General features: G+C 71.5%; 10 protein-coding genes. 3 read left to right on the forward strand and 7 right to left on the reverse strand.

The features are described 5' to 3' along the window. Positions 1-75 precede the first annotated feature (75 nt). Complete coding sequence (locus JS521_RS26090; RefSeq protein ID WP_205085422.1) at positions 76-1,614, forward strand: peptidoglycan-binding protein; 1,539 nt, start codon at positions 76-78, stop codon at positions 1,612-1,614. Between the two features lie 115 nt (positions 1,615-1,729). After that, positions 1,730-2,104, forward strand: coding sequence for a hypothetical protein (locus tag JS521_RS26095; protein ID WP_032775303.1), 375 nt, complete (start codon positions 1,730-1,732; stop codon positions 2,102-2,104). A 111-nt stretch (positions 2,105-2,215) separates the two neighbouring features. Here JS521_RS26095 and JS521_RS26100 read toward each other — a convergent pair whose 3' ends face one another. Next, positions 2,216-2,887 (reverse strand): hypothetical protein, encoded by a 672-nt coding sequence (locus JS521_RS26100; protein WP_205085423.1) that lies wholly within the window; start codon positions 2,885-2,887, stop codon positions 2,216-2,218. Between the two features lie 74 nt (positions 2,888-2,961). On the opposite strand from JS521_RS26100, the gene JS521_RS26105 reads away from it, so the two are divergent. Further along, positions 2,962-3,828, forward strand: a complete 867-nt coding sequence (locus tag JS521_RS26105) for a DUF3626 domain-containing protein (protein ID WP_205085424.1) — start codon at positions 2,962-2,964, stop codon at positions 3,826-3,828. A gap of 170 nt (positions 3,829-3,998) precedes the next feature. On the opposite strand, the gene JS521_RS26110 is transcribed toward JS521_RS26105, so the two are convergent. The 6 genes from JS521_RS26110 to JS521_RS26135 all read right to left on the reverse strand — a co-directional run bounded on the left by JS521_RS26110 (position 3,999) and on the right by JS521_RS26135 (position 14,778). Further along, complete coding sequence (locus JS521_RS26110; protein ID WP_205085429.1) at positions 3,999-7,664, reverse strand: S8 family peptidase; 3,666 nt, start codon at positions 7,662-7,664, stop codon at positions 3,999-4,001. 204 nt (positions 7,665-7,868) lie between these two features. Further along, the gene (locus tag JS521_RS26115) at positions 7,869-9,011 is read right to left on the reverse strand and encodes an XdhC family protein (RefSeq protein WP_205085425.1); all 1,143 of its coding nucleotides are present in this window, start codon (positions 9,009-9,011) and stop codon (positions 7,869-7,871) included. 35 nt (positions 9,012-9,046) lie between these two features. Further along, a complete protein-coding gene (locus tag JS521_RS26120; RefSeq protein ID WP_205085426.1) occupies positions 9,047-10,504 on the reverse strand; it encodes an NCS2 family permease in 1,458 nt (485 codons plus the stop codon). Positions 10,505-10,838: 334 nt separating this feature from the next. After that, complete coding sequence (locus JS521_RS26125; RefSeq protein WP_205085427.1) at positions 10,839-13,289, reverse strand: xanthine dehydrogenase family protein molybdopterin-binding subunit; 2,451 nt, start codon at positions 13,287-13,289, stop codon at positions 10,839-10,841. Beyond that, positions 13,286-13,885, reverse strand: a complete 600-nt coding sequence (locus JS521_RS26130) for a (2Fe-2S)-binding protein (protein WP_205085428.1) — start codon at positions 13,883-13,885, stop codon at positions 13,286-13,288. The genes JS521_RS26125 and JS521_RS26130 overlap by 4 nt, the downstream gene beginning before the upstream one ends. A 2-nt stretch (positions 13,886-13,887) precedes the next feature. Next, complete coding sequence (locus JS521_RS26135; RefSeq protein WP_032768011.1) at positions 13,888-14,778, reverse strand: FAD binding domain-containing protein; 891 nt, start codon at positions 14,776-14,778, stop codon at positions 13,888-13,890. Between the last annotated feature and the right edge of the window lie 249 nt (positions 14,779-15,027).

The raw sequence follows: 15,027 nt of genomic DNA on the forward strand, positions 1-15,027 counted from the left end.
GCTTTCATTTTTTTTTACACTGAATAGACCTAATCAGGTTCTGTTTGTGTGTCTGGTGGGCTCGGTTTTGTGTATATGAGCGCGACCCGGGCCCGCATCTGCGCCCTGGCCGTCCTGACCGCCACGGCCCTCCTCACGGCCGGACAGCCGGCGACCGCCGCCCCGCGGGCCGACACGGCCGACCCGATGAACCGCGCCTTCGCCGAGGCGTCCCAGGAGTACGGCGTACCGCGCGATCTGCTGGCCGCCGTGGGCTACGGCGAGTCCCGGCTGAACGGACACGCGGGCAAGCCCAGCCAGGCGAACGGCTACGGCGTGATGCACCTGGCGAGCAACCCCGCCAACCGGTCCCTGGAGAAGGCCTCCGAGCTGACGGGCGAGAGCGCGGCCCGGCTGCGCCGGGACACGACGGCCAACATCCTCGGCGGCGCGGCCGTCCTGCGCGCCCACGCCGACGCGCTGGGCCTGGACGCCGCCGAGCGCGGGGACGTCGACTCCTGGTACCCGGCGGTGGCCCGGTACAGCGCCGCCGAGGGACCGGCGGCCGCGCTCTACGCGGACGCGGTCTTCACGTTCCTCGCCGAGGGCGTGGCGGCGACGGTGTCCGGCGGCGAGGAGGTGCTCGTACCCTCCCGGCCGGTCGACCCGGACAAGGGCGAGCTGTCGGCGTCCGACGTCTACGCGCAGAGCGAGGACTACCCCTCGGCCCGCTGGGTGCCCGCCCACGCCGAGAACTTCGCCGCAGGCCGTACCGCGACCGTCGACAAGGTGGTCGTCCATGTCACCCAGGGCTCGTACGCGGGCTCCATCAGCTGGTTCCAGAACCCGGCGTCCCAGGTCAGCGCCCACTATGTGATCCGCTCCTCGGACGGCGAGGTCACCCAGACGGTCCGGGACAAGGACACCGCGTGGCACGCGCGCAGCGCCAACGCCTCGTCCGTGGGGATCGAGCACGAGGGCTGGGTCGACGAACCGGCCTGGTTCACCGACGCGATGTACCGCTCGTCGGCCGCGCTGACCTCGCACCTCAGCGCCAAGTTCGGCATCCCGAAGGACCGGGCGCACATCGTCGGCCACAGCGAGGTACCCGGCAACGACCACACCGACCCGGGCGCCAACTGGGACTGGAACTACTACATGGAGCTGGTCGGCGGTGACCCGGGCACGGGTGGCGACGGCCTGACCTTCCCCCTCTACACGACCCAGCAGTCCGGCTCGTCGGGCCCGCAGGTGACCGCCGTGCAGAAGCTGCTGACCGAGCAGAAGTACCAGCCGGGCACGGTGGACGGCCGGTTCGGCCCCACCACGAAGAGCGCGGTGGAGGCGTTCCAGCGGGCCCGCTCCCTCGGCGTCGACGGGACGGTCGGCCCGAAGACCTGGACGGCCCTGCTGGCGGCCGGCACGACCCCGGTGCTGAAGCAGGGCAGCTCGGGCGACGCGGTGAAGCGCCTCCAGCGGGCCCTGACGGCGGCGCTCGGCACCACGGTGGGTGTGGACGGCAGCTTCGGCCCGGCCACGAAGACCGCGGTCACCGACTACCAGACCAGCCGCAAGCTGGGCGTCGACGGCCAGGTGGGCCCGGCCACGTGGAAGGCCCTGCAGAACGGAGAGTGAGCCCGAACACGGAGGCTGCCGCCCGGGTTGCCGGGCGGCGGTCGGTCCCGGTCCCGGTCCGGTATCGGGCCGGGCACCCAGACCCGGCCCCGCCCCGGCCCGATACCGTCGCCGGGTGTGCTTCTACGCGATGGTCCACTACAAGCTGCACTACGCCTGCGTCCCCTGCCGCGTCAGCTTCAAACGGTTCCCCCTGGACAGCGGCCCCCCGCCCTGCCCGAACTGCGGCCGGGCTCTCGTCTGCGCGGGCCACGACTTCGCGCCTCCGCCGCGCCGTGACACCGACGCCTGGAGCGCGGTCGCGGCCGTGCTGGGGGCGGGCCTGCGCTACGAGGGCCTGGAGCCGTGCGGCTGCGGAAAGCGGCCGCGCTTCCGCCCGCGCACCGGCGCGGAGGTCCGGGCCCGCCTGGCCGTGGCGGCCCGGACCGGGGTGCCGGTGGCCGAGGCGCTGGCCCGGCGCGATCCGGCGGTCCCGGAGGAGGACGACTGATCCCGGGGCCGGCGGCGGGCCGGCCCCGGAGGGCTCGCCGGGGCACATCGATGCGTGACCCGGAGGGCACCGGATCACGCCGGGGAGCCACCCGGAGGAGGGCACACCGGGTCACTCCCCGGCGCCGGCCGGGTACCCGATCTCCTTGATGTCCTCGGCCAGTTCGGCGGGGATCCGTTCCGGGTTGAGCGCCGCGACCACCTCGTCGGTGAGCGGTCGCAGCGCGTAGACGTGGCGTACGGCCTCGAGGTCGACGGCCGCCTCGAAGTGGTCCTCTGCCCACTCCCGGTACGACTCGGGGGTTCCGGCGACGAGGAGCTGGAACAGCCAGTCCGCGCCGTCGGAGTCCTCCCCGTCCTCCGGGAACTCGACGGGCCCCGCCCGCCAGCGGTCGTCGCCGCTCTCCCGCCAGAGGCAGGCCGTGACGACGGGCAGCCCGAACTCGTCGCAGAACGACGGCTCGTCCACGTAACGGCGGAACACGGCGGGCACCTCGTCGAGCACCCCGGGCCAGGGGGCGTCGTCCACGTACGGGCTCATCGGCGACTCGTGGTCGAAGCCGCGCGCGTACGCGCCCTCGGCGGAGAAGACGACGGAGAACTCCCCGCCCGCCCCGTCCCGCATCGAGGCCATCGCCTCGGTCGGCGACCACTGGGCGTCGAAGCCGTGCCAGCGGTCGTCCCACTCGGGACACAGGATCGCGTCGAGCATCGCCAGGGAACGGCAGAGGTCGGTAAGGGCGGATATGCCCGGCAGCCCGCGGGCCACGTCGTGAACGCTCATGGGCTCATCCAACCGCACCGGCCGGCCCGGGTATTCACGTGCACCCCCGGACCCCGTCCGGGCACACTGGCGCGATGACCACCGATCCTCCGCTCTCCCCGGTCCGCAGGCGGGCGCTGGCGCATGTCGCGTCACTGTCCTCGGGGCTACCGCTGGAGCCCGGGCCGCGCGTCACCCTGAACTTCCACCCCGACCGTACGGTGGCGGGGCGACCGATCCTGGAGCGGCTGCGCGAGGACGGCCTGTACGTCTCCCAGTTCGTGACCGGGACCAGCAACGGCGGGCTCACCGCGCACCCCGGCGGTGACCGGTGGCGCTGGGAGAGCCGGATCTTCGGCGGCGCCTACGACGGGGCCGGGGCGGCCGAGCGGCCCGTCTACGGGGCGCTGGACGTCCGGCGGAGTCCGTTCGGGGCCGCGCCCCGGTTCGGGTCCGCGCACTTCAGGCTGGCGGCGGGCGTCCTCGCCGCGGCCACGTTCTGCTATCCGGACAGCGCCGCTGAGCCCGTGCACTTCGGGGTCGCGGCCCGGATGTCGGGCCTCGTCGAGCTGGCCGAGGCGGATGGCCGTGACGCGTTGGACGACTACGTCGAGGCGCAGATCCACGCCCCGGTCCGGCTCGACGGGGACGTGGAGGCGCTGGTCCTGGATCCGGTGTTCCGGGGTACGGAGGTGGAGGCGGCCGCCCACCGGCTGCCGTGCCCCGTCGAGTGGCACCCGGGGTTCCGGCTCCCCGTGGAGGAGCTGCGGCTCCATCCGGGCTACCGGGGACCGGAGTTCGTGGCCCTCGGCTCGACGCTGGCGGTCGAGGGGTGGCTGGACGCGCGGATCGTCGGCGACGCGGTACGGGCCGGACTGCACGAGGCGCAGGATCTGAAGCGGGTCTGGCATCTGCTGGCCCGGTTCGGACGGGCGCTGGCAGCTCTTCCGGCCGGGGGCTGACACCCACCTGGTCCCGCAGCTCTTCCGGCTGGGGGCCGACACCCACCTGGTCCCGCAGTCCTCCCGGCCGGGGCCGACACCCACCTGGTCCCGCAGCCCTCCCGGCCGGGGCCGACCGGCCCGGTCCCGCACTCCCCCGGATCGGATGTGCGGGACCAGGCTTCAGGAGGTCACTTCAGGCCGAACGCCCGGATGATCTCCTGGTCGACGACGAGGCCGCCGGGGCCCTCCGCGTGCGCCTTGAGCGAGACCGATGCCGCGCCCTTCGACGGGGTCCGGAACTTCGCGGTCCACTCGCCGGACTTCTTCTTCCGGAGGTCGACCTTCGTCCAGTGCTTGCCGTCGTCGTAACTGACCGACAGCGAAGCCTTGTTCGCCTTCACCGCGCCCGGCAGCCACTCCTGGGTGCCGGAGGCGAGGCCGATCTCCGTCGTGCGGCCGGCCCGGACGTCGCCCGCCAGGTCGGTGTCGACGGCGAAGTCCAGCTGGAGCAGCGGGATGTCGGCCTGGTGGGGACCGCCCTCCTCCAGCGCGCCGGAGAGGAAGCCCCACTCGGAGTGCGTACGGGTCGATGTCTTCCAGGTCTTCGCGTCGCGCTGCGAGTCGATGACCAGGCGATAGGGCTGCTTGTCGGCGGAGAGGTCACCGATGTAACCGGCCCGGCCCGCGCCCTTCTTCAGCTCCGTGTCGCCCCGGTAGAAGGCGTACGAGGTGGTGTCGTACTCGTTCTCGGGCATCGAGCCGGAGTGGCCCGCGCCCGCGTCTGTCCACGGGGTGATGTTGAACTGGAGGTCGTTGTTGACCGTGCGGAACGGGCCCCAGTAGCCGGTGCCGAGTCGCGGGCGGGTCACCGGGGCGAACCACTCGGCGCGGTAGTCCTTGCCCGCCCGGTAGTCCAGCTCAGCGCTGCGCATCTCGTGCGCCCGGTCGGACTCGTCGGCGTTGAGGACCGAGTGGTTCTCGTACCAGAACGAGTCGCCCGGCAGCGGGTTGACCCATTCGGTGCGCACGTCGGGGAACTGCTCGTACTCCTCGAAGCCGAGGCCGGGGCCGTAGTCCGGGATGTCGTAGCGGTAGCCGCCGCCGAGCGTCTTCTTGTGGCCGTAGAAGGTGTTCTCCACCTCCGCCAGCTGACGGGTCGAGGGCGCGAAGGCCAGCGAGCGGTCCGGGATGGTGCCGTCGTGGCGGTCCACCAGGTCGTAGAGGTAGTCCGCGAACTTCTTCTGGTCGACCTCGATCCTCTTGCCGCGCTGTGCGGCGCGGATCAGGTCCTGGCCCGCGGACTTCTGGACCGAGGCGACGGGGATCGTGGTCTGTTCGCCGTAGGGGGTGTAGCTCTCCATCGCCACGCCGCGCTCGTCGTTGACGACGAACAGCGCCTCGGCCCCGGCGGCCAGCGCGGCCGCGAGGCGTTCGGCGGGGGTGACGTCGGCACTGCGGGTGATCACGACGGCCTTGCCGCGCACGTTCAGGTGCCGGTAGTCGGCCGGTGCACCCTTGCCCGCGTACACCGCGTTCAGCTTCCGCTCGCTGTCCTCGGCGATCGCCGCGCCGCCCTGAACATGGACCGGTACGTCACTGCCGTCGGCCTCGACGTCGATCAGCTCCTCGCCCTGCCGCCAGCGGGTCAGGAAGCTGAAGTCGCCCTCCTTCACCTTCTTGGTGGGGCTCGCCCACAACTGGTCGTAGGTGAGCGGTATTTGGTACGCGTCGCGCTGGACGGTGCCGTCCGGTGCGGTGCGTGCCATGTCGTAGCGGAGCTGGCGGGTCTCGGTCTCCTTCGGGGTGCGCACGCTGACCTTGCGGGCCTTGGACGCGTCGAGGGTGACCGTGGTGGAGCCGGTGAGGATGGTCTCGGGGGCCGCGAGGAACGCGACGGCCCGGGAGTCGGGGCGGTCGCCGTCCACGTCCACGGAGGCCCAGGCGGTGTAGTTGCCGGGCGGCAGGCGCAGCGTGGTCTCGCCGCCGCTGACCTGGACGAGGCCGAGCTGCGGGTCGCCCAGCTCGGCGAGGACGACGAGGCCGTCCATCGGCTTGCCCGACCGGTCGCGGAGCTTCAGCGTCAGATCGTGCAGCTCCTTCTCCTTGGTGAGCGCGAACCCGGTGTGCGCGACGGTGGCCCCCGCCGTGTCGGTGGCGACGACCTGGCCGGAGAAGGTGGTGTCGTCGGCGGCCTTCGCCGGGTCGAGCGACAGGACCGCTTCGGCGGTACCGCCCGCCGGGACGGTGAGGGTGTCGGTGGAGAGCGTGTAGGCCGCCTCCTCCGTGTCGGTGGCCAGCTTCAGCGTCACGTCCGTGTCACCGGAGTTGCGGTAGGTGATCGTGCGTTCGGCGACCTCGTCGGACGGGCTGTGCGGCCAGGCGTAGGAGGCGACGGGGACCGAGCCGGTGGCCTCGATCGTCGTGTCGACGGCCGCCTTCACATCGAGCCGGCCGGTGCCCTGCTCGTACGGGGCGTACGCGTCGAGCTTCTTGGACGAGGTCATCAGCGCGTCCTTGATGCGCTGACCACTCCAGTCGGGGTGACGCTCTTTCAGAATGGCTGCGGCGCCCGCGACATGGGGCGTGGCCATCGACGTACCGGACATCGGCCGGTACATGCCCTCGGCGCCGGGGACGGACTGCGAGGCTGCGGCGTTGATGTCGACGCCGGGGGCCGAGAGGTCGGGCTTCAGGCCGTGGGAGCGCACCAGCGGGCCCATCGAGGAGAAGTCGGCCCGGGCGTCCTGCTTGTCGACGGCGGCGATGGTGAGCGCCTGCTCCGCCGAGCCGGGAGAGCCGATCGTGCCTGCCCCGTACGCGTTGCCCGCCGCGATGACGAACAGCGGACCACCCTCCGCCGAGAGGGAGTTGACCGCCTGGGACATCGGGTCGGTGCCGTCGTCGGGCACCGGGGAGCCGAGGCTCATGGAGACGATGTCGGCTCCTTCGGCCTTCGCCCACTCCATGGCCTCGATGATCCCGGAGTCCGCGCCGGAGCCCTCGTCGCTGAGGACCTTGCCGACGAGAAGGTCGGCCGCCGGGGCGACACCCTTGTTCGCGCCTTCGGAGGCCGCGCCGGAGCCGGCGATGGTGGAGGCGACGTGCGTGCCGTGACCGTTCTTGTCGTCGACCTCCTCGCCCGGGACGAAGCTGCGGGATCCGACGAGGCGGTCCTTGACGTCCGGGTGGTCGGCGTCGATGCCGGTGTCCAGGACGGCGACCTTGGTGCCCTTGCCGTCGAAGCCCGCGGCCCATGCCTCGGGGGCGTTCACCTGCGGCACGGACTCGGCGAGCAGCGCCTCGGAGCGGCCGTCCAGCCAGAGCTTGGCGATCCCGCCGTCGAGTGAACGGGCTTTGGGAGTAGGGGTGATGGCGTCCCAGAACGTGCGCACCCCGTCCTTGTCGGCGCTGAGCGCAGCGCCGTGGATGGAAGCGAGGGTGCGGACCTTCTTCGCGCCGCGCGGGGCGGCGGGCAGGGCCTTGGCGCGGGCGGGCGGATAGGTGGCGATGACCGGGACGGCGCCGGTGCCCTCGTCGTCGTACCCCATCCGGACCAGGGCCGAGACGTTGAACAGCCGCCGGTCCAGGGTGCCCGCTGCGATCAGCGTGGTGGCCTCGTCGGGCAGGACGTACACGTCCTCGCCCGCCTGCTGGATCCGGACGCCGCCGCTCGCGCCTTCGGGGCGGTCCACGGTGACGGTGTCCTGGTCGCCGGGGCCGTCCACGTACCGCACGACGTCACCGGTGATCAGGGTGACGGTGTGGCTCTCGGTGCGCGGGGCGGAACGTGGGGCGTCGGCGCCCGGTGCGGGGGCGGCGCCGGCGGTGCCCGCACCGGCGAAGGGGACCAGCATGCCGCCCAGGAGGGCCGCCGAGGTCGCCAGGAGCAGGGCTCTGCGTCCTGGGCGGGCGGATCTCGCCCGGCCGGGAACGGAGGAGGGGGAAGAAGTCATGCAGCTGATCTACCGGCTGACCCGGGGTGTCCGCTGCGTTCCGGGCGGGCGGGAAACCGCCGTGGCGGTAACCCGCCCGGGATGGACGGGGTGTTGACGGGCGTTTCAGGCCACCGAGGCGAGCGGCTGTCCGCTGCTGTCGTGGTGGATCGGAGTGTGGGCCCCGGTGAGCGGTACGCCGCTGCCCCCGCGCCGGACCGCGACGATCTCGGCCGCGATGGACAGGGCTGTCTCCTCCGGCGTCCGCGCGCCGAGGTCCAGGCCGATCGGGGAGCGCAGCCGGGCGAGTTCGTGTTCGGTGACGCCGACCTCGCGCAGCCGGTCGTTGCGCTCCAGGTGGGTGCGGCGCGAGCCCATCGCGCCGACGTAGGCGACCGGGAGGCGCAGGGCGGCCTCCAGGAGGGGTACGTCGAACTTGGCGTCGTGGGTGAGGACGCAGAGCACGGTGCGGGCGTCGGTCTCGGTCCCGGCGAGGTAGCGGTGGGGCCACTCGACGACGATCTCGTCGGCCTCGGGGAAGCGGGCCGCGGTGGCGAAGACCGGTCGGGCGTCGCAGACGGTGACCCGGTAGCCGAGGAACTTCCCGGCCCGGACGAGCGCGGCCGCGAAGTCGATGGCGCCGAAGACGATCATGCGGGGCGGCGGCATGCTGGACTCGACCAGCAGCTCGATGGGCCGGCCGCAGCGGGAGCCCTCCGCGCCGATGGCGAGCGGTCCGGTGCGGCCCGCGTCCAGCAGGGCCCGGGTCTCGGCGGCGGCGGTCCGGTCGAGCGCCGGGTGGCCGCCGAGCCCGCCCTCGTAACTCCCGTCGGGGCGGACCAGGAGCGGCAGGCCGAGCAGTTCCTCGGGCCCGTCCGTGACCCGGGCCAGCGCGGCCGCCGTCCCCTCCGCGGCGGCCGCGAGCGCTGCGGCGAACACCGGTCGGGCGGGATCGTCCGCCCGTACCGGTGTCACCAGGATGTCGATGATGCCGCCGCAGGTCAGTCCGACCGCGAAGGCGTCCTCGTCGCTGTAGCCGAACCGCTCGCGGACGGGTCGCCCGTCCTCCAGGGCCTGCTGGCACAGTTCGTACACCGCCCCCTCCACGCATCCGCCGGAGACCGACCCGATGGCCGTGCCGTCGCGGTCGACGGCGAGGGCCGCGCCGGGCTGCCGGGGCGCGCTGCCGCCGACCGCCACCACGGTGGCGACGGCGAACTCGCGTCCCTGCGAGACCCACCGGTGCAGCTCTTCGGCGATGTCCAGCATGGCGTTTCTCCTCAAGGGTGAAGGGGGCCGGGGCGTCAGTGGACGCCCAGCCAGCTCTCGATCGGGTTGAGGGCGAAGAAGACGATGAAGATCACCGTCAGTCCCCACATGAAGGCCCCGACCTCGCGGGCCCGGCCCTGGGCGAGCTTGATGGCGCTGTACGCGATGACACCCGCGGCGACACCGGTGGTGATGGTGTACGTGAAGGGCATGAGGACCACGGTCAGGAAGACCGGGATGGCGACGGAGCGGTCGCTCCAGTCCACGTGCCGGGCGTTCTGCATCATCATCGCGCCGATGACGACGAGCGCGGCGGAGGCCACCTCGGTCGGCACGATCGCGGTGAGCGGGGTGAAGAAGAGGCAGGCGGCGAAGAACAGGCCGGTGACGGCGGAGGCGAGCCCGGTCCGGGCTCCTTCCCCGACGCCGGTGGCCGACTCGACGAAGACCGTCTGGCCGGAGCCCGAGGCGACACCGCCGATGACGCCGCCGGCGCCGTCGATGAAGAGCGCCTTGGACAGGCCCGGCATGCGGCCCTTGTCGTCGGCGAGCTTGGCCTCGGTGCCGACGCCGATGATGGTGGCCATCGCGTCGAAGAAGCCGGCCAGCACCAGGGTGAAGACGATCATGCCGACGGTCATCACGCCGACGTCGCCCCAGCCGCCGAACTCGACGTTCCCGAAGAGGGAGAAGTCGGGGGTGGAGACCGCGCTGCCGTCCAGCTCCGGCGGGCCGCTGCTCCACTTCTTGGGGTCGATGTCGACGATCGCGTTGATGACGATCGCGATCAGCGTGCCGACGACGATGCCGATCAGGATCGCGCCGGGGATGTTGCGCGCCTGGAGCATGAAGATGAGCAGTAGGGTCACGCAGAAGATCAGGACGGGCCAGCCGGCGAGTTCACCGGCCGGGCCGAGCGAGACCGGGGTCGCCACGCCCTGGTGGACGAAACCGGCCTTGAAGAGGCCGATGAGGGCGATGAAGAGCCCGATGCCCATCGTGATGCCGTGCTTGAGCGCGAGCGGGATCGCGTTCATGATCATCTCGCGGAGGCCGGTGACCACCAGGAGGCAGATCACCACACCGTAGATCACACACATGCCCATGGCCTGCGGCCAGGTCATGTTGGGAGCGACCTGAGAGGCGAGCACACCGGAGACGCTGAGCCCGGCGGCGAGCGCCAGGGGCACCTTGCCGACGAAGCCCATGAGCAGGGTCGTCGCGGCCGCCGCGAAGGCGGTCGCGGTGATGAGGCCGGGCTGGCTGAGGAGGTTGCCGTTGACGTCCTCGCCGCCGAGGATGATCGGGTTGAGCAGGAGGATGTACGCCATGGCCATGAAGGTCGTGACGCCGCCGCGCAGTTCGCGCGCGACCGTGGATCCTCGTTCGGATATGTGGAAGTACCGGTCGAGCCATGATCTTCCGGCGGGGACGCGCGAGCCGGGGCCCGCAGCTTCCGGGCTGGTCTTCGGTTCCACTGACTGCTGGGTCATGATGCCTGACTCCCAAGGTTCACAGGGGCACCCGCTTGGAGATTGCTGATTGCGGGATTTGGGATGACTGCGTCGGCTGCACGACCCGGGGACGGCCGGGACGAACTGTTGAAGCAGAACGGATGTGCCGGCGGCACGGATGATCCGTGAGGCGCTGCCGTGCTGACGGGCACGGCGGTGAAGAACCGCGAGCGGTGCGGTACTTGGGCCTCCGGGCGGTGCGGGGTGCGGAAAAGGGTGACGTTCTCGGCTCAGCACACCGCCCGGAGAGTACGGGGGGGGACCGCTCGGAGCGTGCCGGGTGACGACCGGTGGGAGGTCACCCGGCAGGCTCTCAGGTGCTGGTGAGGTGTTCGGGCCGCACCGGTGTCCTGTCGAGCTGCAGACCCGTCGCGTTCCGGATCGCCGCGAGGACGGCCGGGGTGGACGACAGGGTGGGGGCCTCACCGATGCCGCGCAGCCCGTACGGGGCGTGCTCGTCGGCGAGTTCGAGCACGTCGACCGGGATCGTCGGCGTGTCGAGGATCGTGGGGAGCAGGTAGTCCGTGAAGGAGGGGTTGCGCACCTTCGCGGTCTTCGGGTCGACGATGATCTCCTCCATCACCGCGACGCCCATGCCCTGGAGCGTGCCGCCCTGGATCTGGCCGAGCACGGAGAGCGGGTTGAGCGCCTTGCCGACGTCCTGGGCGCAGGCCAGTTCGATGACCTTGACCAGGCCGAGCTCGGTGTCGACCTCGACGACCGCGCGGTGCGCGGCGAACGAGTACTGGACGTGGCCGTTGCCCTGTCCGGTACGGAGGTCGAACGCCTCGGTGGGCCGGTGGCGCCACTCCAGCTCGATGTCGATCGCCTCGTCCTCCAGCACGTCGGCCACGTCGGCGAGCACTTCGCCGCCGTCGGTGACGACCTTGCCGCCCTCCAGGAGGAGTTCGGCGGTGGCCCAGGCCGGGTGGTAGGTGCCGAACTTGGTGCGGCCCAGCTCCAGGACCTTCTCCCGTACGGCTTCGCAGGAGTTCTTGACCGCGCCGCCGGTGACGTACGTCTGGCGGGAGGCGGAGGTGGATCCGGCGGAGCCGACGCGGGTGTCGGCCGGGTGGATGGTGACCTGGTTGACACCGAGTTCGGTACGGGCGATCTGGGCGTGGACGGTGACGCCGCCCTGGCCGACCTCGGCCATCGCGGTGTGCACGGTGGCGACCGGCTCGCCGTTGATGACCTCCATCCGCACACGGGCGGTGGAGTAGTCGTCGAAGCCCTCGGAGAAGCCGACGTTCTTCAGGCCGACCGCGTAGCCGACGCCGCGGACGACGCCTTCGCCGTGGGTGGTGTTGGAGAGCCCGCCGGGCAGGGCCCGGACGTCGACGGAGGTGCCTTCGCTGCCCGCCGTCAGCCACTCCTGCTCGGGCGGCAGCGGCCGGGCCTTGACCCGGCGCAGCAGCTCGGCGACCGGGGCCGGCGAGTCGCAGGCCTGGCCGGTGGGCAGCAGGGTGCCCTGCTCCATGGCGTTGATCTGCCGGAACTCCACCGGGTCCATGTCCAGCTTCGCGGCGAGCTTGTCCATCTGCGCCTCGTAGGCGAAGCACGCCTGGACCGCGCCGAAGCCGCGCATCGCGCCGCAGGGCGGGTTGTTGGTGTAGAGGGCGACCGCCTCGATGTCGACGTCCTCGATCTTGTACGGGCCGACCGAGAGCGAGGAGGCGTTGCCGACGACCGCCGGGGAGGCGGAGGCGTAGGCCCCGCCGTCCAGGACGATCTTGCACTTCATGTGCGTGAGCTTGCCGTCCTTGGTGGCGCCGTGCTCGTAGTACAGCTTCGCCGGGTGCCGGTGGACGTGGCCGAAGAACGACTCGAAGCGGTTGTAGACGATCTTGACGGGCTTGCCGGTGCGGAGCGCCAGCAGGCAAGCATGGATCTGCATCGAGATGTCCTCGCGCCCGCCGAAGGCCCCGCCGACGCCGGAGAGCGTCATGCGGACCTTGTCCTCGGGCAGGCCGAGGACGGGGGCGATCTGGCCGAGGTCCGAGTGCAGCCACTGGGTGGCGACGTACAGCTCGACGCCGCCGTCCTCGGAGGGCACCGCGAGACCGGACTCGGGGCCGAGGAAGGCCTGGTCCTGCATGCCGAAGGTGTACTCGCCCTTGACGATGACGTCGGCCCGCTCGGCGGCCGCCTCGGCGTCGCCCCGGATGATCGGCTGGCGGTGCACGATGTTGGGGTGCGGGACGTGGCCGATGTGGTGGTCGTCGCGGCCCTCGTGCACGAGCACGGCGTCCGGAGCGGTCGCCGATGCCTCGTCGGTGACGAGCGGCAGCTCGCGGTACTCGATCTTGATCTTGGCGGCGGCGCGGCGCGCGGTCTCCGGGTGGTCGGCGGCCACGATGGCGATCGGCTCACCGTGGTGGCGGACCTTGCCGTGGGCGAGAACCGGCGTGTCCTGGATCTCCAGGCCGTAGTTCTTCATCTCGGCGGGCAGGTCGTCGTAGGTCAGCACCGCGTAGACGCCGGAGGTGGCGAGCGCCTCGGAGGTGTCGATGGAGACGATCTCGGCGTGCGCGACCGTGGAGCGCAGCGTCTGGCCCCACAGCATGTCCTCGTGCCACATGTCGGAGGAGTACGCGAACTCTCCGGTGACCTTGAGGGTGCCGTCGGGGCGGAGCGTGGACTCGCCGATGCCGCCCTTGGTGGGCGAACCCTGGGTGATCTTGGTGGGCGTTCCGGACGGTACGTTCTGGGCCTTCGGCATCGTGGCCGCGGGGCGCTCGGTGGCTTCGGGGCGCGTCGTCATGACTGGACCGCCTCTTCCTGACGGGCGGCCGCGAGGCGGACCGCGTCGAGGATCTTCTCGTAACCGGTGCAGCGGCACAGGTTGCCGGAGAGGGCCTCGCGGATGTCCTGGTCGGACGGGGAGGGGCTGTTCTCCAGCAGCTCGTCGGCGGCGACCAGCAGGCCGGGGGTGCAGAAGCCGCACTGGACGGCTCCGGCGTCGATGAACGCCTGCTGGATCGGGGACAGTTCGGCGGCCTCGCCGGTCTGGCCGTCGGTGGGCTTGGACTGCCAGCGCTTGGCGGAGTCCAGGGAGGTGCCGCAGGCGCCGGAGGCGCATCCGCCGCCGGGGTGGGCGTCCTCGCGGTGCTTGGCGTAGTCCGCCAGGCCCTCGACGGTGACGACCTCGCGGTCCTGGACCTGGCCGGCGGCCACCAGGCAGGCGCAGACCGGGACGCCGTCCAGGCGGACCGTGCAGGAGCCGCATTCGCCCTGCTCGCAGGCGTTCTTGGAACCGGGCAGGCCCATGCGCTCACGCAGGACGTACAGGAGGGACTCGCCCTCCCACACGTCGTCGGCTTCCTGGCGACGGCCGTTGACCGTGAAATTGACTCGCATGGTTACGCAGCTCCTTCCAGCGTGCGGCCCGCGCCGCGGTACTGCTCCCAGGTCCAGCCGAGCGTGCGGCGGGCCATGATCCCGACCGCGTGCCTGCGGTACTTCGCCGTGCCGCGCACGTCGTCGATCGGGTTGCAGGCGCCGGACGCGAGGGCGGCGAACTGCTTGGCGATCGCGGGAGTGATGATCTTTCCGTTGTCCCAGAACCCGCCCTCTTCGAGCGCGGCGTTCAGGAAGTCCTCCGCCTCCTTGGCCCGGATGGGCGTCGGGGCGGCGGAGCCGATGCCGGTGCGCACGGTGCGGGTCTCGGGGTGCAGGGCGATCCCGAACGCGCAGACGGCGATGACCATGGCGTTGCGCGTGCCGACCTTGGAGTACTGCTGCGGTCCGTCGGCCTTCTTGATGTGCACCGCGCGGATCAGCTCATCCGGCTCCAGGGCGTTGCGCTTGACGCCTGTGTAGAAAGCGTCGATAGGAATCAGCCGCGTTCCGCGTACGGATTCGGCCTCGACCTCGCAGTCGGCCGCGAGCAGGGCCGGGTGCGCGTCGCCGGCCGGCGAGGCGGTGCCGAGGTTGCCGCCGACGCCGCCGCGGTTGCGGATCTGCGGGGATGCGACGGTGTGCGAGGCGAGCGCCAGGCCGGGCAGCTCGGCGCGCAGGTGGTCCATGATGCTGCTGTACGGCACGGAGGCGCCGAGCCGTACCTTCTCCTGGCCCACCTCCCACTCGGACAGCTCACCGATGCGGTTCAGGTCCAGGAGGTACTCGGGCCGCCGGTGGTCGAAGTTGATCTCGACCATCACATCGGTGCCGCCCGCGATGGGCACAGCCGTGGGGTGCTCGGCCTTGGCGGCGAGCGCCTCCTCCCAGCTGGCGGGGCGAAGGAAGTCCATGAGTGGCTCTCTTCTTCTCAATCGGTCGTTCGCCGGGGCCGGGGACGGCCTGCCTCGACTGGCTCGTTCATATGGTGTTCACGTGGTGTGTGGCCCAGTACACAAGCCCGGGCCCGGCCGGTGCAGTCACCGAAACACTGAAGGAGTTGGCTGGTCTCCGTCCTCGTCTTGTAGATTCGAACGAATGGCGGAGATCAGTAACCTCTCCGTAATTCACAGATACCCGTTCGCCCCTCCGCTCCCCCACCG

Origin of the sequence: Streptomyces durocortorensis (assembly GCF_016901035.1) — a bacterium.
GTDB lineage: Bacteria > Actinomycetota > Actinomycetes > Streptomycetales > Streptomycetaceae > Streptomyces > Streptomyces durocortorensis.